This is a genomic window from Paenibacillus intestini (assembly GCF_030803945.1).
GTDB lineage: Bacteria > Bacillota > Bacilli > Paenibacillales > Paenibacillaceae > Paenibacillus > Paenibacillus polysaccharolyticus.
Window position 1 is genome coordinate 176,680 of record NZ_JAURUN010000009.1, and the last position, 21,708, is coordinate 198,387.

General features: G+C 46.0%; 17 protein-coding genes. 5 read left to right on the forward strand and 12 right to left on the reverse strand.

Features of this window, described 5'->3' with window-relative positions; translation table 11 throughout:
- Nucleotides 1-63 precede the first annotated feature (63 nt).
- Both J2T16_RS21935 and J2T16_RS21940 read right to left on the reverse strand, forming a co-directional pair.
- The gene (locus J2T16_RS21935) at nucleotides 64-936 is read right to left on the reverse strand and encodes a carbohydrate ABC transporter permease (RefSeq protein WP_336122096.1); all 873 of its coding nucleotides are present in this window, start codon (nucleotides 934-936) and stop codon (nucleotides 64-66) included.
- Between the two features lie 19 nt (nucleotides 937-955).
- A complete protein-coding gene (locus tag J2T16_RS21940; protein WP_418792795.1) occupies nucleotides 956-1,906 on the reverse strand; it encodes an ABC transporter permease in 951 nt (316 codons plus the stop codon).
- 365 nt (nucleotides 1,907-2,271) lie between these two features.
- Between J2T16_RS21940 and J2T16_RS21945 the strand changes: the two genes are divergently transcribed.
- A complete protein-coding gene (locus J2T16_RS21945; protein ID WP_336122095.1) occupies nucleotides 2,272-4,083 on the forward strand; it encodes a sensor histidine kinase in 1,812 nt (603 codons plus the stop codon).
- Between the two features lie 239 nt (nucleotides 4,084-4,322).
- Here the strand turns inward: J2T16_RS21945 and J2T16_RS21950 are convergent, their stop codons facing one another.
- Nucleotides 4,323-5,267, reverse strand: coding sequence for an alpha/beta hydrolase (locus J2T16_RS21950; RefSeq protein ID WP_499019255.1), 945 nt, complete (start codon nucleotides 5,265-5,267; stop codon nucleotides 4,323-4,325).
- A gap of 381 nt (nucleotides 5,268-5,648) precedes the next feature.
- On the opposite strand from J2T16_RS21950, the gene J2T16_RS21955 reads away from it, so the two are divergent.
- Together J2T16_RS21955 and J2T16_RS21960 are read left to right on the forward strand one after the other, a co-directional pair.
- A complete protein-coding gene (locus J2T16_RS21955; protein WP_336122092.1) occupies nucleotides 5,649-7,256 on the forward strand; it encodes a response regulator transcription factor in 1,608 nt (535 codons plus the stop codon).
- A 123-nt stretch (nucleotides 7,257-7,379) separates the two neighbouring features.
- A complete protein-coding gene (locus J2T16_RS21960) occupies nucleotides 7,380-9,059 on the forward strand; it encodes a type 2 periplasmic-binding domain-containing protein (RefSeq protein ID WP_336122091.1) in 1,680 nt (559 codons plus the stop codon).
- 209 nt (nucleotides 9,060-9,268) lie between these two features.
- On the opposite strand, the gene J2T16_RS21965 is transcribed toward J2T16_RS21960, so the two are convergent.
- Together J2T16_RS21965 and J2T16_RS21970 are read right to left on the reverse strand one after the other, a co-directional pair.
- Nucleotides 9,269-9,574 (reverse strand): hypothetical protein, encoded by a 306-nt coding sequence (locus J2T16_RS21965; protein WP_221787042.1) that lies wholly within the window; start codon nucleotides 9,572-9,574, stop codon nucleotides 9,269-9,271.
- Between the two features lie 36 nt (nucleotides 9,575-9,610).
- Entirely contained in the window at nucleotides 9,611-9,796 is a 186-nt protein-coding gene (locus J2T16_RS21970; protein ID WP_221787043.1) for an aspartyl-phosphate phosphatase Spo0E family protein, read from the reverse strand.
- Between the two features lie 266 nt (nucleotides 9,797-10,062).
- On the opposite strand from J2T16_RS21970, the gene J2T16_RS21975 reads away from it, so the two are divergent.
- A complete protein-coding gene (locus J2T16_RS21975; RefSeq protein WP_336122090.1) occupies nucleotides 10,063-11,196 on the forward strand; it encodes an amidase domain-containing protein in 1,134 nt (377 codons plus the stop codon).
- 51 nt (nucleotides 11,197-11,247) lie between these two features.
- Here J2T16_RS21975 and J2T16_RS21980 read toward each other — a convergent pair whose 3' ends face one another.
- The 5 genes from J2T16_RS21980 to J2T16_RS22000 all read right to left on the reverse strand — a co-directional run bounded on the left by J2T16_RS21980 (nucleotide 11,248) and on the right by J2T16_RS22000 (nucleotide 14,795).
- Nucleotides 11,248-11,628, reverse strand: coding sequence for a hypothetical protein (locus tag J2T16_RS21980; RefSeq protein ID WP_221787045.1), 381 nt, complete (start codon nucleotides 11,626-11,628; stop codon nucleotides 11,248-11,250).
- A gap of 492 nt (nucleotides 11,629-12,120) precedes the next feature.
- Complete coding sequence (locus tag J2T16_RS21985; RefSeq protein WP_221787046.1) at nucleotides 12,121-12,573, reverse strand: hypothetical protein; 453 nt, start codon at nucleotides 12,571-12,573, stop codon at nucleotides 12,121-12,123.
- Nucleotides 12,570-12,812 carry a hypothetical protein gene (locus tag J2T16_RS21990; RefSeq protein ID WP_221787047.1) on the reverse strand — a complete coding sequence of 81 codons (243 nt, stop codon included), beginning with the start codon at nucleotides 12,810-12,812 and terminating at the stop codon, nucleotides 12,570-12,572. Before J2T16_RS21990 ends, J2T16_RS21985 begins: the two co-directional genes overlap by 4 nt.
- 287 nt (nucleotides 12,813-13,099) lie before the next feature.
- The gene (locus J2T16_RS21995; protein ID WP_221787048.1) at nucleotides 13,100-13,405 is read right to left on the reverse strand and encodes a WXG100 family type VII secretion target; all 306 of its coding nucleotides are present in this window, start codon (nucleotides 13,403-13,405) and stop codon (nucleotides 13,100-13,102) included.
- A gap of 1 nt (nucleotide 13,406) precedes the next feature.
- Nucleotides 13,407-14,795, reverse strand: a complete 1,389-nt coding sequence (locus J2T16_RS22000) for a lipase family protein (protein WP_221787050.1) — start codon at nucleotides 14,793-14,795, stop codon at nucleotides 13,407-13,409.
- Nucleotides 14,796-14,898: 103 nt separating this feature from the next.
- On the opposite strand from J2T16_RS22000, the gene J2T16_RS22005 reads away from it, so the two are divergent.
- On the forward strand, nucleotides 14,899-15,219 hold the full coding sequence (locus J2T16_RS22005) for a hypothetical protein (protein ID WP_221787052.1): 321 nt from the start codon (nucleotides 14,899-14,901) through the stop codon (nucleotides 15,217-15,219).
- 841 nt (nucleotides 15,220-16,060) lie between these two features.
- On the opposite strand, the gene J2T16_RS22010 is transcribed toward J2T16_RS22005, so the two are convergent.
- Complete coding sequence (locus J2T16_RS22010) at nucleotides 16,061-19,669, reverse strand: S-layer homology domain-containing protein (protein WP_499019257.1); 3,609 nt, start codon at nucleotides 19,667-19,669, stop codon at nucleotides 16,061-16,063.
- 299 nt (nucleotides 19,670-19,968) lie between these two features.
- On the reverse strand, nucleotides 19,969-21,696 hold the full coding sequence (locus J2T16_RS22015; protein ID WP_499019258.1) for a helix-turn-helix domain-containing protein: 1,728 nt from the start codon (nucleotides 21,694-21,696) through the stop codon (nucleotides 19,969-19,971).
- Between the last annotated feature and the right edge of the window lie 12 nt (nucleotides 21,697-21,708).

Genomic DNA, 21,708 nt, shown 5'->3' on the forward strand with positions numbered 1-21,708 from the left:
GTGTACACATGCATTTCACTTCTCAATCGCTATTAACGGCATCCTAATTACAACCTTAAGTCCTTACTCCTTCACAGCCCCGACCACAATTCCGCTTACAAAGTAACGTTGCAGGAACGGATACACGAGCAAGATTGGCAGTGCGCTGATGAAAATTTGCGATGCCCGGATGGTCCGCTGGGACAGATTCGCAATCGCTTGCGGGTCCATCTTGGTCATGTCGCCCTGTACGATGATCGTCTGCATAAATGTCGCGAGAGGCAGCTTTTCCGAATCACGAATGTAGATGATTCCGTCGAAATATGCATTCCAGTGCCCCACCATCATAAACAAGGACACGGTAGCAATAACCGGAACGGACACGGGCAGATAGATTTTCACAAACGACTGGAAATGACCTGCGCCATCGATAAATGCGGCCTCTTCCAAATCTTTCGGCACCGTTCGGAAGAAATTCAGCAACAGAATGATGTTGAACACCGCCACCAGCCCCGGCAGAATCAGCGCCCACAGCGTGTTCATCAGACCAAGCTTCAGAATGAGGATGTATCCCGGAATCAGACCCCCACTGAATAGCATCGTGATCACAAAATACCACAAGTAGACATTGCGAGCGCGGAACACACGTGTCTCCTTCGACAGAGCATACGCCGCAAGCGTATTGACGATGAGTGCAAGCCCGGTGCCCAGCACCGTCCGCTCCACCGATACCCAGAGCGAGGACAAGAAGTTGGAGTTATCAAACGTCTTGGCGTACGCCTCGAACGTAAATCCAATTGGCCAGAATGTCACGAGCCCTGCATTCGCAGGGGCGGACGAACTGAGTGAAACCATCAGCAAGTGATACAGCGGCAGCAAGCAGAGCACCGAAAGGATGGTCAGAAACACATTGTTGAAGATGCTGAAAATGCGATAAGGTAACGTTTTATGATACATGGTTCATCATCATCCTTTCTTAGAAAATTCGGTATCCGGCAAAACGATACGCCAGTCGGTACGAGATCACGATGAGGATCAGACTGATGACCGATTTGAACAGATTGACCGCCGTTGCAAAGCTGAACTGTCCACTGAGTAGACCTTCGCGATACACAAACGTATCGATGATATCCGCTTGCTGATAGATTAATGGGCTGTACAAATTGAAGATTTGGTCGAAGTTGGCGTTCAGCACGTTGCCCAGCGCCAGCGTGGCAATAACGATCCCGATGGGAATGAGTGCAGGAATAGTGATATACATCGTCTGTTTCCAGCGTCCCGCCCCATCCACTTCAGCCGCCTCATACAGAGCCGGGTTGATTCCCGCCAGTGCTGCAAGGAAGATGATCGTGTTAAAACCAAACTCCTTCCACACATCACTGATAATGACGGTGAACCGGAACCAATTGCCGTCCCCGAGGAAGAAAATCGGTTTGATGCCAAACACCGACACTAGAAACTGATTCAATATTCCCGTCTGAGCCAAAATGTCGATCAGAATACCCGACAACGTCACCCAGGACAAGAAGTGCGGCAGATACACCAGTGTCTGGATCGTACGTTTCAGCGCCATCTTCCGCACCTCATTGAGCAATAGCGCAAAGATAAACGGAATGATGAGGTTCATGATGATTTTCGAGCAGGCAAAGAATAATGTGTTCCACGTAATTTGCAGGAAATAATCATTGGTCCACATATACTCGAAATGCTTCAGCCCCACCCACTCCGAACCACTGAAGCCCAGCGCGGGCTTATAATCCTGAAAGGCCATTAGAATACCTGACATCGGAATATATGAAAAAATAAAGACCATAATGGCCGCTGGCAGCACCATGAAGTGCAATATCCACGGCTGTTTGTAACGTTTTTTCTTCTTTTTTTCCAGCTTGTTGCCGACATTCGCCTGCGGGAGCCGTTGACCCTCCATTTTAGCCTCCATATGAACCTTCTCCTGTTCCCAAAAAAAGTTTTTGTGTGTCTTGGGCTTCTCTGATATAAATAGTATCAAGCCATTCCGAGGTCTGACTATATAACATTGTTAGGGTGGATAGGGTTTTGTTAGTTTGATCTATATTGGTGAACTAATCGTGTTATTTACACCAGCCACTCCGAGGACAGAATAACCTTACAATCGCTGTTATCCCCAGATTTTTTTGATTCCCTTCTTAAAGGGAAAATCCGGTGATAAAGGCGAGCGCTTCGCTTTTCCAGGTTTTTTCTGTCCTCTCTGTTACATGTGTAAATAAAAACGTTCAGCAATATAGTTAGATGTGAATATAGAGGAGACTTTTTATGTATATATGGGAGCGCTTTAACGTTTTTCAAAAAGGAATCCGATCCCGCTTTAGCCTTTTCGCCAAAATCAATCTGTTAATCATCATTCTGTTCATCCCGATTCTGATCATGTACACCTATTCGAACAACGTTACGTATGACGTCGTCAGCAAAGAACTGCAGGTCTCGAACACCAAGCAACTCACGTTCCTGTCCAGTCAGATCGATTCCCGTATCAATCAGATGATGGATTTCAGCCTTATTCTCTCGCGTGATCCGAATGTGCGTGCCTTCAACGGTCTGAACCTGTGGCAGGATAAGTATGACCAGATGCAGACGCGGTACATTATTCAGGAGAAAATGACGCTGCAGACGGGCGTAACCGATCTCTGGCCTACCCGCTACGCGGTGTACTCCCAGCAGAACAAGGAGGTTATTGCGAACTATACCCGCGATACGGGTTATGATGAGGCGTATCTGAAAAAAAACATGAGCGGACAATGGACCTACGGGGATCATTCCACCGATTCGAAAGACGCCATGCAATCCTTTTACTGGTTCTATACGGATTCATTAGCACAACCAGGTATGCTCACAGGCAGCAATCTGGTCATTGAAGCCAGCTTTAGCCATGAGAACATTCAGAATATGCTCGACACGTACAAAGCAGGTGGACAGGGTGACCCATTCTTTTATCACAAAGGCAACACTCCTATTCTAAACCGCACCGCGGACAAGCAGTTATCCGGTGACCTGATCCGTTATCTGGATACTCACTCGCTTGAAGATACAACGCAAGATGTCGTGGAACTGGGCGGCAAAAACTATCTTGTCAGTACCGTCAAATCCACGTATCTGGACTGGCATCTGGTGGATGTCGTGCCGCTGTATCAGATATTGGAGCCGATCTCGCTGAGTCAGAATCTGTTTTATGCCTGCATGATTTTGCTGCTTGTTGTGGGCATATCGGCATCCATCCTTCTGTATCGCAATGTGCAGTACCCCATCCAGAAACTGATCAAAGGTCTGCGCCGCGTGCAGCAAGGCGATTACTCCGTGCGTTTGCACAGCAAGAATCAGAATGAGTTTTCATTCTTGTTCCACCGTTTTAACGACATGTCTCACCAGATTCAGGATCTGATCGAAAATGTCTTTCAGGAAAAAATACGGGCCAGAGAAGCGACGCTGAAGCAGCTCCAGGCACAGATTAACCCGCATTTTCTATATAACTGTCTCGGTTATATCATCAACATGGCGCAGATGAAGGACGAGCAAGCCGTGGTGTCCATGGCGCATAACCTGAGTTCATATTATCGCTACACCACTCGGATGGAACGGGAGACCTCTTCGCTACAGGAAGAAATCAAGTTACTCATTAACTATCTGGATATTCAGAAGTTACGCAACGGCCGAATCGAATATCACATCGATATTCCGGAGCATATGCTTGCCCAATCGGTTCCGCGTCTGATGTTGCAACCGATGGTTGAGAACTCGGTGATCCATGGTGTCGGAAAATCGTATACATCCGGGGAGATTCGTATTACCGGGGAGAGTGTGAATGGCTTTGGCAAAATCTATATCGATGACGACGGCCCTGGCCTCACGCCAGAGCAGTACGAAGCGTTGAACCAGGAAATGCTGGAGCCTTTGCAAGAGGAAGTCGGCTGCGGTCTCTGGAATACGTACCAGCGTATGATTCACACCTTTGGCAACCATTCCTACCTCTTGTTCGGCCCTTCTCCACTCGGCGGCTTCCGCACCGAAATCGTCTGGGAAATTCCGAGCGAAGAAGCTGACAAGGAACGTGGGAACGACTCAGGCGGATAGATAAAGACAGATTAACCTAGTATCCGTTACCCTGGACCGCCGCATTTGTTGCTCAACGTCCTCGGGTAACGATTGCATACACTAATGTACGCACTAAAAAACGCCTTCCAACCGCTCATTGTGGCGGCGGTAAAGGCGTTTTTTCCTTCTTCTTGGTATCTTTTTCGTATCCTTTTTGCTATCCTCTTTGCTACACTTTTTGCTATCTTCTTGCTTTCTTTTTCCATTTGCGACTACGTCTATACTTTCTTGCTCATCCGCTCATCCAACCAATGCACAATATCCGCAGTAACTTCATCCCTGTTCGTTTCGTTCAGCATTTCATGTCGTCCGCCCGGATACAGCTTATAGGTCACGTTGTCGATGCCCTGCTGTTTATAGGCGTTGTACAGCCGGATAATGCCTTTGCCAAAGCTGCCTACCGGGTCCTTGTCCCCAGCGAAGATATGAATTGGCAGGTCTTTGCGCACCAGATTCAGATTGCTTTTGATCCCAAGCTTCTTAAGTCCACTGAAAAAGTCTGCGAAAAATCCAGTCGTAAACACCGTGCCACAGAACGGATCACGGATATATTTATCCACCTCTTCCATATCCCGGCTAAGCCAGTCAAATTCGGTGCGGACAGGTTTGAACGCATCGTTGTAGTTGCCGAAGGACAGCTTGTTCATCCGGTGGCTCGGAACACGTCTGCCGCGGCGCCGAATCTCTTCATGGGTTAACAGCGCAGCTGCATGAAGAATAAAGCGCACATGCAGTGTAGAACCCGATAAGATAACCCCGTCTAATTCTTCGCCATAGAGCATCAGATAACGCTGCGTAACAAACGAGCCCATACTATGACCCATCAGAAATAAAGGGAGTTCAGGATACTTTTTCTTAATGATGCCAGTCAGTTTATACAGATCATGCACCATCCACTCGAATCCGTCGCTATCTGCCAAATATCCTACGTTCTCCAGAACCTCTGCCGTCTTGCCGTGCCCTCTCTGGTCGTGAATATACACGATATATCCATTCCGATTCAGTTCCAGTGCAAAACGCTCGTATCGGGCCGCCGTCTCCGCCATCCCGTGGCAGATCTGTACCACCCCTTTGACCTGAGTATCACTCGCAGGTAGCCAGTTATACACATGGATTCGCGTTCCTTCGTCCGATTTAAAATTAAAATGATTTGCCGTACTCACAAAATCCCCCCGTAATGATACGTTTTCTCTTCATTCTCTTCTTCTTTTTCTTTTTCTTTTTCTTAGTCTTCTTTCTCTTCTTCTTCGTCGTCATCTTTGTCTTTATGTATTTCTGAATTTCCTCATCGGCTTCAAGGTTGCCACATGCTGAGTGAACGTTCCTACATATTCATCCTACTTCTCTAAGGAGGAATTTAGCAATTGTAATTTCACCCTATATATCGGATTACTATACGTAAATATTGATTATTCAATCTTTTTTTCAAGCGCATATGCGCCCGGAACTGTTTCCATAGAGAAGCGGATGGTGGTGTGATATACTGCTTGCAACACATGTCAGCTTAGAAGCGTGTAAACCCTCAAGCAAGGAGACAAAGCAACATGCAAATGATCATCGTAGACGACGAAGCACACTGGGTCGATAACCTGTCCATGACCAAACCCTGGCATACGCTCGGGATCGAACAGGTTCACCGGGCATACTCCGCTCGCGAAGCCCTGCAACTCATTGAAACTCATCCGATTGATATCGTGATCTCGGACATTCAGATGCCGGAAATGACAGGCATAGAACTGATCGAACGCATCCGCATCCGGGACAAAAAAATAAAATGCATCCTCTTATCCGGCTACTCCGAATTCGACTATGCCAAGAAAGCCATCCAGTACGAAGCCGTGGACTACCTGCTCAAACCGCCAACAGATGACGAACTGATCGGCGCCGTACAGAAAGCCATCGATCAGCTTAACAATGAATGGGCACTTGTCAGCTCCCTATCGCGAACGCAGTTTACCCTGCGCGAGAATTTACCGCATTTGCGTGGACGCCTACTTTTGGAAGCCTTACAGGGACATCGGTTCTCCGCCAGCGAATGGGAGCGCAAGCTCGATAACTATGACCTGCCCTTCCGCACCGGAGATGCGGCGCTGATGCTGGTCCGTATGGATAATGAGTTCAGCCAGTACGACAGCCATGATCAGACCCTGATCGAATATGCCATTATCAACATGGCGGAGGAGATTATGGGTGAGTTTATGCACGTGTGGGGTGTGAAGGAGGAGCACGGGTATGTTGTGTTTTTACTGCAATTGAAAGAAGCGAACGGCGATATTGGAAAAGAAACCATTCTGGAGAAGCTGTCCATTCAGCTTCAATCCAAAGTAAAACAGTTTCTGAAAGGCTCCCTCTCCATTGTTATGACCGAGTGGTTCACCTTCCCGGAACAGATCTACGATCGCTTCCGTCAGGCTTCCGCCTATTTCCGTCAGATCGTCGGGGACGAGCGTGAATTCGTCATGCGGGTGACCGATGTCGAAGCACCAGCGGCACAAGGTCCGCTGGATGTGCTTTACACACCGCCTACCTTCATTCAGCTGCTCGAAAGCGGCCAATGGGATGCCGCGGAAGACAAAATCCGTGCCGTCTGCGCCGAACTGGACGAAAAATGGTCGGAATCGTGGGAACACTGTATGGAGGCCGGATTTCTCATCACCGCTGCGTTCACGAACCTGGCTCATCGGAACAAGCTCACCCTGGCAGGTCTCATGGGCAGTGAGATCGAGCAGCTACAGAGCGGCGAAGTCTTCTCCACCATAGGCAAACTGCGCAAATGGTCGCTCTGCGTACTCGCCAAGCTAAAGGAAGGCACATCCAACGAGGTCAAAGACACACGTTCAGAGTATGTGAAGAAGATACAGGAGTTTACCGATAAAAACCTGCATCTGGATGTATCTTTACGTGTGCTTGCAGATCATGTGAATCTGCATCCAACGCATCTGTCCAAAATTTACAAGATCGAAACTGGCGAGGGCATCAGTGAATATATCGCGCGTTTGCGCATGGATCGGGCCTGCCATAAGCTGGTCACAACCACCAAGAAAGTATATGAGATCAGCTTGGAGATCGGCTATATGGACCCGGCGTATTTTATCAAAGTGTTCAAACGTCAATTTGGCGTGACACCTCAAGAGTACCGAGACCAGCATTAAACCAAAGTTTTTACACTTTCACTAAGAGAGTCCTATCGAAACTAACAAACTCATATAGATGCCCTCCTGCTCCTCTTGGTACAGTTACAGTGTAAAGATCATACATCGTAGGGGGATTGAACAATGATCAAATTCAAAGCATGGTGGTCCTTGCTCATGGTTATCGCACTCATCACCATCACTGCATGCGGCAGTGGCGGGTCAGCCAGTGAGAAAGGCACGAATGATACACAAGAGGCTGTCGGCTCTGCGGAAGCGGAAGCGGCGTTTGCCAAAGGAAAATACGACCCGCCCATCGAATTCAGCTCCGTGCTGATGCCGAAAAAATACGCTCATGGCGATACCAAAGAGAACAACGTACATGACCGTTGGATGCTCGAAACGCTGGGCATGAAGCACAAAGATACGTGGTATCCGGCCACTGACGATCAATACAGACAGAAGCTGCAGCTGGCGATTGCGTCCGGCGAGAAGCTGCCTGATTTCGTAACCGTGCCAACGAACGCGGTACTGACGAATCAGCTGATCGACTCCGGTCAATTCATCGCCATTGACGAGCTGTTCGAGAAATATGCAAGCCCGATTCTGAAAGAGCACGCAGCAGCACATCCTGAGCTGTGGTATCCGTTCACCAAGGACGGCAAAAAGTACAACATGCCAATCATGGAGTACACGGATAACGACGATACCCTGCTCTGGCTCCGCGAAGACTGGATGGAGAAGCTGAACCTGGAAGCGCCAAAAACCATCGCAGACCTTGAGAACATCATGGACAAATTCAAAAACGAGAACCCGGACGGCCTGTCTCCAGACAAAGTATTCCCGCTGGCAATCTCGCTCAAAAACAACACCAACACCTGGATGGGCGGACTCGACTGGTTGTTCGGTGCATACGGCACAATTGAAGAACAATGGAACAAAGACGCAAACGGCAATCTGGAGTACGGCTCCGTGAACCCGGGTGCGAAACAAGCCCTTGCCAAGTTGGCTGAATGGATGGAAAAAGGATATATCCACGCCGACTCCGCACTGTGGGACGAAGGTAAATCCGCCGAAAGCTGGACGGCTGGCAAAGCCGGCATTCTACCTGGCGCAAACTGGGTACCGGACTGGCCTGCTCCAGACCTGCTGAAGAACGTACCGGGCGCGAAATACAAAGCCTATCCTGTTCCGGCTGGTCCAGACGGCAAGATCGGTACGAAATGGCAGAATTCTGGCGTCAACGCAAGTATCATGATCAACAAAGATGCGAAGCACCCGGAAGCAATTTTCCTGTACTACAACTACTTGCTGGATAACCTGGCGAACCCGAAAGCGGGCAGTCCGTATGAGTACGGCTTTGCCAAAGGGTACGACTGGGATATCGTAGATGGTAAACCGACCAGTGACAAAGAGAAGATCAAAGACTTCTCCAACGAATTCCCGTTCCTGACCGGCCCGGCGCGAATTCCGGACCTGTACATGAAAACACTCGTGAAACTCGCGAACGGCGAGAAAGCTGAAACACCTTACGAGAAACAAATGGCTGAATTCCGTAAACCGGAAAACTGGTATGCAGGTAAAGTCGTGATGTCCCAGATCGACATCCGCAAACAAAACTATTTCACAGGCGCAGCCACACCAACCATGGTATCCAAGTGGAACCTGCTCCGTCAGTCCGAGCTCGAAACCTTCAACAAAATCATCTACGGCAAACTGCCAATCGATGCATTCGACCAATTCGTAGCCAACTGGAAATCCAACGGCGGCGACCAGATCACCCAAGAGGTAAATGATTGGTTCAAGTCTGTGAGTGGGAAATAAGAATTTGTTGTTGGGAAAAGTAAAGCATTAAAACCCGAGCCGAAGCGAGTTATTCACGCTTCGGCTCGGGTTTTTTAGTGTAAAGCGGGGTTGCTCCCCCATGACATATGAGTTCGCGTTAGCGGATCAAGCCCGTTAATGCTTACCAAGCTAAGCCATGTAAGCATTAACGGGCTTTTCACACTGCTAAGTTCGTAAATCAATTAGCTTTAGTCAGATTCATTCCCTCTCTCCACCAACATCGACTGGCCTAGCAAGGATACCGTTAACTGAATACCATCGCGCAGCCCCTGCATATACAACCGTTCATTCTCTATGCCTCTGCTAACAATGTAACGATTCTCCCATTCCGCATATTCAGGTGTCTGCTCGACATCTTTGCCAGCAAGCAAAGCTTCAAACGCTTCGTCGGTTTCCCCACGTACACGACTCAGTTCAGGATCATGCTCGATCCGGGGTGTCACCTCATCCAGCCTTGCTTGAATCGCTCGCTGCATCCACGGTGGAAAATCCATAGCTTCTCCTCCCCTACGCATTATGTACTTCGCTCATTACCGTACAACTTGGTTATGTCTCGCTTTCATTTCAGTAACTTGTGCCACCAGTTCATCCACCCTCCGGCTCTGCTCCTGAACCGCAGGATTGTCCCACAACGGAATCGCTTGCTTCAAGGATGCCTCACCAAGCTGATTAAGCTTGCGCCGTTCCTCTTCCAATAAGTCAAGCAATCGGCTCATACTTGCACCTCTCTGATGGGTCTAAACTGCATCGTGTCTTGTTAGAACTAAACATAAGTAGTCATTTTTAATGCGACTACTATCCAGAGAGAATTCACTTCTACTTATTCATATTGTAAGAGGAAATATAATCGTTATAATGCGGAAATCGAATTAAACTTAAAAAATTTTGAAAAAAAGATGAAATTTTAAGTAACTTTTTCCCTTTTATGGCGTTTATATCTATGAAACAACATTACAAAATATGACAATAGGAGAGTGAAAAATTGAATTTCAAGAAGACTTGGTTGATTGTTGGAACGTTCGCTCTAGGCTTCAGCTTAATGGGAAGTGCTGCTTCCGCAGAGACTAATTCAGAGAAGGTTGCCGATATTCAAATTAATGCTAGCGATATCCAGTTTTACAATGTACTTCCTGGAAAGTCAGCAGAGGTGAAAGAAAAAGCTCTTATTGAACACAACGATGCTATCAACTTGGTTGAAAAGCAGTTGAATAAAGATGGTATCGCTATCAAAACAGACTTAGACAATGTAGAATATCAAAAATATGTACTCTCGTTAGGGACTTCTTTTGAATTATTCTCTGCTGAGGACATGAAAAAGATAGTAGAATATGTAAAATTTATTGATTGGTATGAAAACTATGAACTTAATGTACAATTGAGAACATATCAAAATAAGCTTAGAAACAACGTAACACTCTCCAATGCAGAACTTACTGAATTAAATGGTCTTTTACCGATTCCTTCAGATGCTCCTTCTACTGCTCCATCTACAGATAATAACGAAACAACAACTAGTAGCGAAACAAACTTTGATTCTTTCGCAACAGACGAGGTTAGTCCACTAGCTACTTCCGCAAACGGATATGACAATATAGCAGCCCGAGACTATGCTTACAGTTGGTGGAACAAAAGAAACCCGACGTATTCAACATATTATGCTGAAAAAGAAGGCTGTAATGTAGCAAATTCATCTTGTTGGTCGAAATGGAATGATTGCACTAACTTTGTATCCCAAGCGATTTATGCAGGAGGGATGAAATTTAGAACAGGTTCCCACGTAACTGCTGATGATGCTTGGAAGTTCGGACCCCTTATGCCTACTCACACGTGGGGAGGAGCTCAAAACTTCTATAAACATTGGAGTCAAAGAGCTGGCGTTGCATCAAGTGTGGCCGCTCTACAAACAGGTGATGCCGTAAATGCGGACTTTGGAGCTGATGGACATGTCGATCACACTGCTATAATCACAAAAAATACAGGCAACAACAATAACAATAAATTCTTAACCCAACATACAACTGACAAAAAGGAAACTAGCACACTCCAAGATTGGTATACCGCTGGCTATAAAGTATATGGATACGAAATGGACAAAGCAACTAACACTGGTAACTAAGCACAACGTAAAACAACGCCCCCTTTACAAAGTAGGGCGTTGTTTTCTTGTCTAATCCTCAAGGTTCGCAATTCCAGCATTCAAACTATATATAATATAAAAATGATTCCATTGCTGCGTAGTGACTATTTCTTCCCGACCGTCTTTCTTAAAAAAATAACCTGATCCCTCCTGTTGACTATATACCCACCCTTCTCGTTCCATGCGTGACTTTAACAGTTCCTGTGGATCACCCTTTTCTTTCGTGAGATAGCGCTCTCGGGCAGGCATATCGCTATCTATCCGAATTACAGATTTACCGGTTGATTCTAAACGATACATGTGTTTCACATTATTATATCCAACGTTATTCACATATAATGCTCCTAACACGACTAAAAGCATACAAGCCCCAATAAAGCTGAATAAAATGACCTTCCATTTCTTATTCATCAGTTTCCCTCCTAAAATTGATTTTCTTATTAAATATAAACGGAACCAGACATCACTTAGTTGCCAAAAAAATTAAAAATCCTCTTTTTTCACTTCTTTTTAAAGATCATTTAAATATTTCAGTGCATCTACAAAAGTAAAATGGATTGTCAATGTGAAATCAGACATTTTTTTAAAGCTGCCTTGCAAGTGACGTGAACTCAGAAGAGATGCCCGTGGTACGCCGAGAGTCCGGTATTTCAAATCCTAAAGTAGACACTTTGACATCTCTTACTCGAAGATCGGCGTTATGTAGTCTAACGATGGCATCTCTAAATAAAGCATAACATTCAGTAGAATGGAGTTCAGGTGCAAATCTTGCTGTTCGAATGCTTGCTTGAGCTTCATCAAGAGCATACTTTCTTTTCATAACCTTGGGATTAAGGAAAATCTACTTTTGTTAATTTCAACCGTCATCAATATATAAAAAACCACAACTCTTTCATCACCTGATCAAAGTTGTAGCTCTTGGTCCTGATACATTTTTTTCGTTATCATATTTGTATATTTCAGTCTCGTGATTTCGATCAGTTCATTTGCCTGCATTATATTCAGGATATGACTATCTTTTATTAATATTTTCCGATGACCTTTCCCCAGCCCTTTAACGATGATGATATTTGTATCCTTCTTCACCTCTACGATTTGTCCAATGGTTACGAATTGTTCTTGGTTCTTGAGATCAAGGTAGGTTAGCAGCCCAAGTATACAAAATATAATAAAACCAGAAATGGATAATCCAGTTGCCCATGCAGGGGGATGATCCACGAAGTAGTTTTTGACAATTAATTGCACACCAATGATAAAAATAAATAGTATGATGAAGCCAAATTGCATTTTCAATTTCTTTTTAGCTCTTTCGTTCATAAGCTCTCCTTCTAAATCTTTTGCTCCATATCCGTTCAATATACCGCCCTCATTAATGGATCTTTACGGAGATGAATCACAAAGTCTGGATTTGAAGTATGATATACAAAGTTACCAGGCTCTACTCGAAAAAACTCTTTATTGGCATCTTGTTCGGATACGATACGAATTGGTGCAACTTCATCTACGATTTTTTTGTTATCTTCCTCATGATATTGAATAATGGAAACTAGGACAAATTGGTCAGGGAACAGTTCTCTCACTTCCTGCCATTTCATGTGTTATACCTCCTGTTATTTGTATTTTTAAAACTTTCTATCATTTTATCATATACACCTGAATTCAAATATCGTTCCTTCATCATAACAACCGAATTAGTCTATTATGTCCCTATCAAATATGTAGAATATACAAAAGAAACCGTACCCTTAAGTAGATTGCTGCTTGCACTTCCACCTGTTGCGGAACGGTTTCTTTTTTCTCATTAGAACCTGGCTCTCCAAACAATACGCCTGCGTAATCTATCTAATACACAATACCATTAAATATCTACCAGTCTATATCCTCATCTCAGCATGCTGTTTTCCCTGTAATCTCTACGCTCCTCTCGGTCAGCTTCCTCCATCCTATGGATGTAACGTCGCAGTGCTTCTTTATGCGTCTCCAATTCATTTATTCTTGTGGATGTTCCGCTTAGGAAAGATTGCATTTTAAATCCTAGCGTGGTTGCAGAATTTCCAGCCCAATCTTGCTCTAGTCTGCTATGTATTGAACGCATCTTCTGCTCCTGCTGCATTAAGCGCTCCAGCAACTGCTCACATTGCTGAACGGCTCTTCTCAGATCAGATAAAGATACCGATATTCTTGCCATGTCACTTACCTCCTGTCAAGAACTGATCTGCTTGAACGAAATCTTCGTGCTTTCGTTCAATATACTCTGCAATCTCGCTGATCGATTCCTGATACCAACGGTTAATTCGTTCTAGTGTCGCTGTAGCATCGTAAGCAATTGGGGTAAAGGAATGGCTTTCACTTGTGGAAGTATACGCCTCGAACATCCGGATGGAAGCTTGTGCATCATTGGAGAATCCGTCCAGGCTAAGGCGCATTTCCCTTGCTGCCTGCGCCAGCTCCTCCGGTGTCAATCGGATTGTACCGCCACCTTGACCTGACTTCCCATAGGCGGCAACCGCAATTAAGGGCGCCAACACTCCGCCAAAGAGGTTTGACAAGGCCACCTGTGATTCCTGATAAGTATTCCAGCGTGGTGAGATATCAATTTGTTGCCCCGTAGCACGATCAATAAGTGGACCGACCAAATTCCCCTGTTGATCAAACTGATATTGGTTCATGGAGTGATAGCCTTTACCTTCTTTTTTAGAAAATGAGTCCATCAATCGAATAATATTGCCGACCTGAAACTTGTCCAGATCAATATCGATTGGGAAATTGTATGTAGCTAGTGGGCCGCTGGGTCCCATCGGGCGAATAGGCAACATAAGCTGGAATTGCAGTCTCCAGTTTTGGTACATCGCATTGGCTGAGTCAAAATCCTGGCCTTTGTAGTACGTGCTGCCAACATGCCTGTCATATTCAGAAATCCCACCTGCACCTACTGAATCGTTAGGATGAACGATGTTTACCACTTTTTTATCATAGTATCCCTCATTTACTTTCGCTAAGCTTGCATCGTCCAGCAGATTGGTTACACTCGGGGCACTGTATGTCATGGCTGACAAATCCTGTCGCGCTGCTACGTATTGCGCTAAACCACCTCCAAGCGAATGTCCTGTAAGAGATATACTTGCGTCAGGATATTTTGATTTAACCTGTTCATAAAGTACTTCCGCCTGATGGAATTGGTTATTCTGCCAATCGATATCTTCCTTAATCGATTGAATAAAGCTTTTCTTGAAAATGTTATGATGATTCGGGTCAGTTACGGCATCCTCCAGTTCTCTGGTACGTCCACCTAAGACATCAAACACGTCTGTTTCGTAATCAGCCGCTATCCCCAGCCAGTTCCCATCCGGCTCCGTTCCCCGGTAACCGATGACAATCTGATTTGTTTGATTGTTTTGGAAGACAACGGAATCGAAACCCGACACTTTATTGTGGAGCTCAGCACCTTCAGGTTCAATGACTTTCCATTGTGCATATTCCCCCTCCTCTGTAAGCGGTGTGCCGGCAGAAATGTCCCTCTGATAAGCAAAGTTAGATATTTTCTGGTATAACTCGTCGCTAATGTAACCGTTTTGCATAAATACCTCCTGAATTGAACATTTCAATATGATTATGTAAACTAGTGATAATTCAATCTTTATAGTATATTAATACCAGTCTAAGAAAGTAGAGGTGTCCCTTTTGAGAAAACCTTTCTTCCTGTTTGTAATCTTAATTATCTCATCTCTCTTGCTTGGAGCATGTGCCTCCAAAGAGGAAAAGGAGATTGTATCCTCCGCCGAGAAGTTCGCTGCAAATTATGTTCTCGAAAAATACGGTGTAACGGTTCGTTTTACGGAGTATAGATTCTCTCCTCCCGATCTAAGCAAGTCTCTAGGCCTCCACGGCTATGCCGAAGGCGATAAGAAAAAGAAGGTATTCGTTATGGTAAATTACGATCCATTAAGTGTGGAGACACTATCGCTTCCTGATGGAATATCCAAGAAATCAGATTCCAAATAGAGCGTTGAAGTATATTTTTTTAACTATCAATCTATATAAATGCTTTTGAAAATATAGGGAATATATGGATTTTATCTTTCGTTGATCACTTCTGTCAACGTTCCCCGCAACAATAAAATGAAGAAACAAATGCGATCTACATAATAGAATGATTGTACTCTCAAATTATGATATATCTCTGTTTGAAGAAGTTCTCTACTGATCCAATACATTGTGGACATACGTAAATAGGGGGAGAAACATATAGCTCCTCTCCCTTCTAATGACGCCTGCTTAATCAGACCCACGATCCCATTAATCCCCTGCGTCCACCTAAAACATCGAACACGTCTGTTTCGTAATCAAACGATATACCACTCCAGTTCTCATCTGGTTCCGTTACTCTGTGACTGATGACAATCTGATTCGTCTGATTTTTTTGTGGAGGACAACGAAATCGAAACCCGACACTTTATTCTGGAGCTTGGCACTCTCATGTTCAATGGATTTCAATTACGCATAATCCCGCTCATCTTTAAGAGGTGCTCAGTTTAAACGTTGTCTTAGTAAGCAAGTGCAGATATTTTCCAATATACATCATCGCTAATGTAATCTCGTTAGGCCCCCATGTCTACATAAACATAGAAGGCGATAAGAAAAAGAAGGTGTTTGTTTTTGTAAACTACTATTTTTTAAGTATGAAGACAGACACTATCCCTCCCTGAAGGTATATACAAAAAACCAAATTTAAATAGGTATCCCCCTTCACCGTAGCAGGTTTTATCCATACACTGCTTACCGAAAAGGGGGACTTTTCTTTGTTTATATCTACTTAGTTTAAAAGCTATGAGCTATTTCATGGTTAACCCAGCAATTGATCTATCGTTGGATTCTCTCTCAGCATGCGCATGATTACCGTTAAGGCTTCCGCCCTCGTGAGATTGGCGTCCGGTTCAAACCGATTCTGGCTCTTGCCCTCCAGTATACCCGCTTTTGCAGCCGTTTCAATGATCTCCTTCGCCCAATGCTTGGGTGCTACGTCAACGAATGTTGCTGCATCGCCAGATACACTATTCTGAAAAATCAGGATTTTTGAGATCATAGCAACCATCTCGGCTCGTGTAATCCTGTAATCAGCGTGGAACGTTCCGTCAGAGTACCCGTTGATAACTCCATTGGAAGCAAGAATTGCTATAGAGTCTCGCGCCCAGGAGTTTTGAATATCCCGTAACTCAAACATTCCGCTTCCTGAGCGCAGAGCAAATGCTTTAACAAGAAGTGTGCTGAACTCTGCCCTTGTAATAGAAACATCCGGTTTGAATCTGCCGTCTGGGTAGCCATTGATTATACCTATCTTGGTAGCGGACAAAATATCTTTGGAAGCCCAGTGGGACGCTACATCCCGGAACGTTACAGAATTACCTGCCAATGACTTTTGTATAAAAGCTACGAGCCGATCGGTTTCAACAAGAGCTTGAAAATGCTTGGTCTCCTTAGCAGGAGGTATTGAAGGTTCCGTTTTAGCCGGAGTACTATTATCGATTGAAGTGCTTGTATTGGTTGAACTGCTCGGAGAAGATCCTGACCCCGAAACTGGCGTGCCAGTTACTGTTATGTTGATATCTACCGATTGGGTTCCATACACAGCACTGACGACAGTGCTGCCCGCTGTCTTACCTGTAACCCTCCCACTGCTAACAATAGCAATTGACGGATTACGAACAGTCCAGGTTACCCATGAGGTCACATCTTTTTGCGACTGATCTGAGAAAACAGCTGTAATCGCTACAGAAACCGTTTGTCCGGTCGATACGCTCAACGTATTCGTATCCGTCTTTAAACTGTTTAATCCCTGCAAGGTAATGCTCTTTGTTGCGATGCCGCTCATTTTGTTGCCGTCGCTTACGGTAAAGCTGATCGTGCGCGTCGTCATATTCGTAGAAACTTGTGTGTTACTGTAAGTAACTGCTTGCAATGCGTTCTGCCACTGCGCCAACGTTGCGGTTCCACCTGCGGACGTCAGCGTCAGAACACCCATGAGAGCATCATAATTCGCCGTAATATTCCCCATGCTCGCTCCATCATTGGTGTAAGCCAATACGTCTTTTCCCGCGTCCAAGTGGCTCGTGATGCTAACCGTTGCACTGGCCAAGGTTGCATTATCCAAATCGGATACCGCCAGACCGCCGTCAATAGCAACCGGAGTCGAAGTTCCAGAGATGTAATTGGTCAAACCATCACTCGTGGTCACAATAGGTGTCTGGTTGGTATCCATCACCATCACAGTTCGTGTCGCTGGATTGCTCACATTGTCGTCATCCGTCACCATGAAGCTTACTACACGTGTCGCCGCATTTGGCTTGATCGCCGTATTGGTATAAGTAATCGATCTCAAGGCAGCTTGCCACTGCGCCAACGTTGCAGTTCCGCCCGATGATGTCAGCGTCAGCACACCCGTAGATGCATTATAACTGGCTGTAATATTCCCCATGCTCAGCCCGTCATTGATGAAACCCAGCACATCTTCTCCAACATGAAGATTACCTGTAATGGTCACTGTTGCGCTTGAAAGCGTGGTGTTGCTATCTGCGGTTACCGTTATGCCAGAGTCGATAACGACCGGAGTTGAAGGTATATTATCCCCAGCCACAAATGAAGCCGAACCGTTGCTTGTAGTCAGCATCGGAGGCGCGATCACCGCCACTTCCACAGGATGTGTAGCAGCAACGCTTGCTTTTGTTCCGTCGCTTACGATATAGCTAATATTGCGTTGCCCTGGCGTGGCGCTCGTGCTTGAGAACGAAATTCCCCTCAACGCTCTCTGCCACTGCGCCAACGTTGCGGTTCCGCCAGATGATATCAGCGTCATTACACCAGTAGAGGCATTATAACTCGCCGTTATATTTCCCATGCTAGCCCCATCATTGGTGTATGCCAATACGTCTTTTCCCGCGTCGAAATTGCTCATAATACTAACCGTTGCGCTAGCCAAGGTTGCATTATCTAGGTCGGATACCGTTAGACCGCTGTCAATATCCGCCGGAGTCGAAGCTCCAGAGATGTAATTCGTCGAACCACCACTTGTGGTCACGATTGGTGACTGGTCCGTAGCGGCAACCGTTATATTTCGTGTCGCCGTACTACTTGTATCCACACCGTCCGTCACCGTGAAGCTAACCGTACGTGTCGCTGTATTTGGCGTAATCGCTGTATTCGTATAATTTATCGACCTCAAAGCGGCTTCCCACTGCACCAACGTTGCCGTTCTGCCCGATGATGTCAGCGTCAGCACGCCAGTAGCTGCATTATAACTGGCTGTAATATTTCCCTTGTTCAACCCGTCATTAATGAACATCAGCACATCTTCTCCAACGCGAAGATTGCCTGTAATCGCCACTGTTGCGCTTGCAAGCGTAGTGTTGCTATCTGCGGTTACCGTTATGCCAGAGTCGATCGCAACCGGAGTTGAGGACGCATTATCTCCAGCCACGAATGAAGTCGAACCGCTGTTTGTCGTCAGCATCAGAGGCGTGATCACCGTTACTTCCACTGAACGTGTAGCAGCACCGCTGGTCTTCATTCCATCATTTACGGCATAGCTAATGATACGCTGCCCTGGCGTGGCACTTGTACTTGAGAATGAAATACTTCTCAACGCACTCTGCCACTGCACCAACGTTGCAGTTGCGCCTGATGATGTCAGCGTCATCACGCCAGTAGATGAATTATAACTCGCCACGATATTTCCCATGCTCGCCCCATCATTAGTGTATGCCAATACGTCTTTTCCCGCGTCGAAGTTGCTCGTGATGCTAACCGTTGCGCTGGCCAAGGTTGCATTGTCTAGGTCTGATACCATTAGACCGCTGTCGATCGCCAACGGAGTCGAAGCTCCGGAGATGTAATTCGCCGAACCACCACTTGTGGTCACGATTGGTGTCTGGTCGGTAGCTGTAACCGTTATAATTCGTGTTGCCGTGTTACTTGTATCCACACCGTCCGTCACCGTAAAGCTAACCGTACGTGTCGCCGTATTTGGCGTAATCGCTGCATTGCTATAAGTAATTGATCTCAGAGCGTTCTGCCACTGCGCCAACGTTGCGGTTGCGCCTGATGATGTCAGCGTCAGCACGCCAGTACCTGCATTATAACTGGCTGTAATATTCCCCATATTCTGTCCGTAATTAATGAACATCAGCATATCTTCTCCAGCATGAAAATTACCTGTAATCGCTACTGTTGCGCTTGCAAGGGTATTGATGCTATCCGCGGTTACCGTTATGCCAGAGTCGATCGCAACCGGAGTTGAGGACGCATTATCTCCAGCCACGAATGAAGCAGTACCTCCAGTTAAAGTTAATACGGGACCCGTTGCTGCAAAGGTTGTCGGCGTAATATAATTACCGAATCCCGCCTGAAAGGTTAACGCAATGGTGACCAGGACTAACATTTTTCGTAATAAGCTCTTCATCGACTACTCTCCCTATCGTTTAGATTTAATCCTGAATCTCACTATTGCTGAAACATAAACATTAATTAACACCAGAATTAGTTGAACCCCTTTTAAAACCTTTACTACATAGACAAAATCCATTTTGCGATATTATCGAAAAGAATTCTTGTGCTTTAAGAACTATCTTTAGAACTTTCGCCCTATTCCGACTCATTAAAACCAAAAAAAACAGGTCACTTATCCTCTTTACGGAGAGAAAAGATGACCTGTCTATAGTCTTTCGAATAGCTATTTGAACCCCGATTAGGGTAAATGCTTTATGTAAACCCCAACAACGCTTTTTCCATCTGATCCACAATTCCATTGATCCCCATCGGCCCATAGCAACCAATCCAAGTCGCCGCATCCACCGAATGTACTCGCTGCTCCTCTCCCCCACCAAGCATCTCCAAAACCCGCTGCTCTGTTGCCGATATCCCATCCTGCATAAGTTTATTACTCAGCAGAAAGTAGTGACTTGCCTGCACTGCGGGTAATCTCTCAACCGAAATATGATAGGCCGTATCGGAGGTGTCAGCCACAAACAATGGTGCAGGCAGACCTAGATCACGGTACAGCACAGCACCTGTACGATGAGCGGCGGAATGGACACGAACGAGCGAGTCCAACGGACGGATCAGGGCCACACTTTTGCCTGCCAATACTGTAGCTAGTTCCTCAGCCAGCAAAGCCGTTCTGCGAAGATAGTCGGCATTAATCTGCTTGGCCTCTGCTCGCTTGCCTGTCAGTTCACCGAACAGACTAAGGATCGTCTGCCAGTTTTCGTTACGTTTGAACATGAGCACTGGAGCGATCCCACTTAATCGTTCAAGATACTGCTCATGTACCTCGGTGCAGATGATTAGATCCGGTGCAAGTCGTTCCACCGCAGGCAGATCGGGATATTCATATGTACCTAGTAAATCGGTGTGCTTGAGTCCTGCCTGAAGGGGTTGGGGAAAAGATAACACGCTGCTTCCTAGTCCGACACTCCCTACCGGAGACAAACCCAGCGCAAGCAAGTGATCGGCATACTGCACATCGAGGACAGCGATACGCTGCGGTGTTTCAGTGACGATGTATTCCCCTTGCATATGGCAGATGACCGGGCCTTGGGCTGATTCATAGGATGAAGCTGTGCGGTTTTGCAACAAAGCCTTCGCATAGTCTGCATCGGTTCTCGACGCGGCGGCATGCCGATAATGTAGTGGTGGGACGCCTACATACTTTTTAAAAGCCCTGCTGAAATAATACATATCTCGATAGCCCAGCTTGTCTGCAATTTCTCCTATTGAAGCATCCGTATGACGCAGCATGCGCGAAGCACTTTCCATGCGTAGCTGGATGACGTACTCCATCGGGCCGAGCTGCTTTTCTTGTTTGAAACGGCGCTGTAGTTGTCTTACGCTACAGCCCGCAAGGGCTGCCAGCTCTTTCAGCTCCAGGTTCTGACGATAGTGCGACGCAATATAGGAAGCGACCACATCCACCATATCGGACTCCGCTCCCCCCTGACCACGTTCATACGCCATGATTAGCTCATAGATCATGCCCTGGAGCAAAGCGTTGGCATAAAATCGTTCCAGTCCTTCGCCGCGGCGCCATTTGGCTACTATTTTTTCCGCATTCTCAATCCATTCGGCGTGGGCTGCCGAGTTCTGTACAAATGATCTACGCAACGGGTGTTTACGGTACGAAGGCATAACAATAGAGGCTCCCTCCATGGAAGAAGCCTTGTACTTGATCACAATATAATGAATGTCCTCTGATCTGGCCGTCAGCGTGTAGGATGATCCCTTCACCGCATGACAGGCAAAAGAAGCTCCAATGTGGCAACCCTCGCCATCCATTGCAAGCTCCCCTTCCCCTCCGTAGGCCAGCAGCAGCACATTAGAAGTTACATTTGTTTCGTGTAAAACGCTGCCTGTCTGCAGAGTACCGCTATATCCGTCCAGCATCTTGATTGCTGTGTCACTCCAACCACTTGTCTGTTCCTGCAGCGGCATTTCTCTCATCTC

Coding starts and splice junctions, on each gene's coding strand:
- J2T16_RS21940 (WP_418792795.1), bottom strand. CDS start 1,906: ATGGAGGGTCAACGGCTCCCGCAGGCGAATGTCGGCAACAAGCTGGAA.
- J2T16_RS21990 (WP_221787047.1), bottom strand. CDS start 12,812: ATGAAATGGCAGGAAGTGAGAGAACTGTTCCCTGACCAATTTGTCCTA.
- J2T16_RS22000 (WP_221787050.1), bottom strand. CDS start 14,795: ATGCAAAACGGTTACATTAGCGACGAGTTATACCAGAAAATATCTAAC.
- J2T16_RS21980 (WP_221787045.1), bottom strand. CDS start 11,628: ATGAATAAGAAATGGAAGGTCATTTTATTCAGCTTTATTGGGGCTTGT.
- J2T16_RS22010 (WP_499019257.1), bottom strand. CDS start 19,669: ATGAAGAGCTTATTACGAAAAATGTTAGTCCTGGTCACCATTGCGTTA.
- J2T16_RS21995 (WP_221787048.1), bottom strand. CDS start 13,405: ATGGCAAGAATATCGGTATCTTTATCTGATCTGAGAAGAGCCGTTCAG.
- J2T16_RS21960 (WP_336122091.1), top strand. CDS start 7,380: ATGATCAAATTCAAAGCATGGTGGTCCTTGCTCATGGTTATCGCACTC.
- J2T16_RS21970 (WP_221787043.1), bottom strand. CDS start 9,796: ATGAGCCGATTGCTTGACTTATTGGAAGAGGAACGGCGCAAGCTTAAT.
- J2T16_RS21965 (WP_221787042.1), bottom strand. CDS start 9,574: ATGGATTTTCCACCGTGGATGCAGCGAGCGATTCAAGCAAGGCTGGAT.
- J2T16_RS22015 (WP_499019258.1), bottom strand. CDS start 21,696: ATGCCGCTGCAGGAACAGACAAGTGGTTGGAGTGACACAGCAATCAAG.
- J2T16_RS21935 (WP_336122096.1), bottom strand. CDS start 936: ATGTATCATAAAACGTTACCTTATCGCATTTTCAGCATCTTCAACAAT.
- J2T16_RS21955 (WP_336122092.1), top strand. CDS start 5,649: ATGCAAATGATCATCGTAGACGACGAAGCACACTGGGTCGATAACCTG.
- J2T16_RS21945 (WP_336122095.1), top strand. CDS start 2,272: ATGTATATATGGGAGCGCTTTAACGTTTTTCAAAAAGGAATCCGATCC.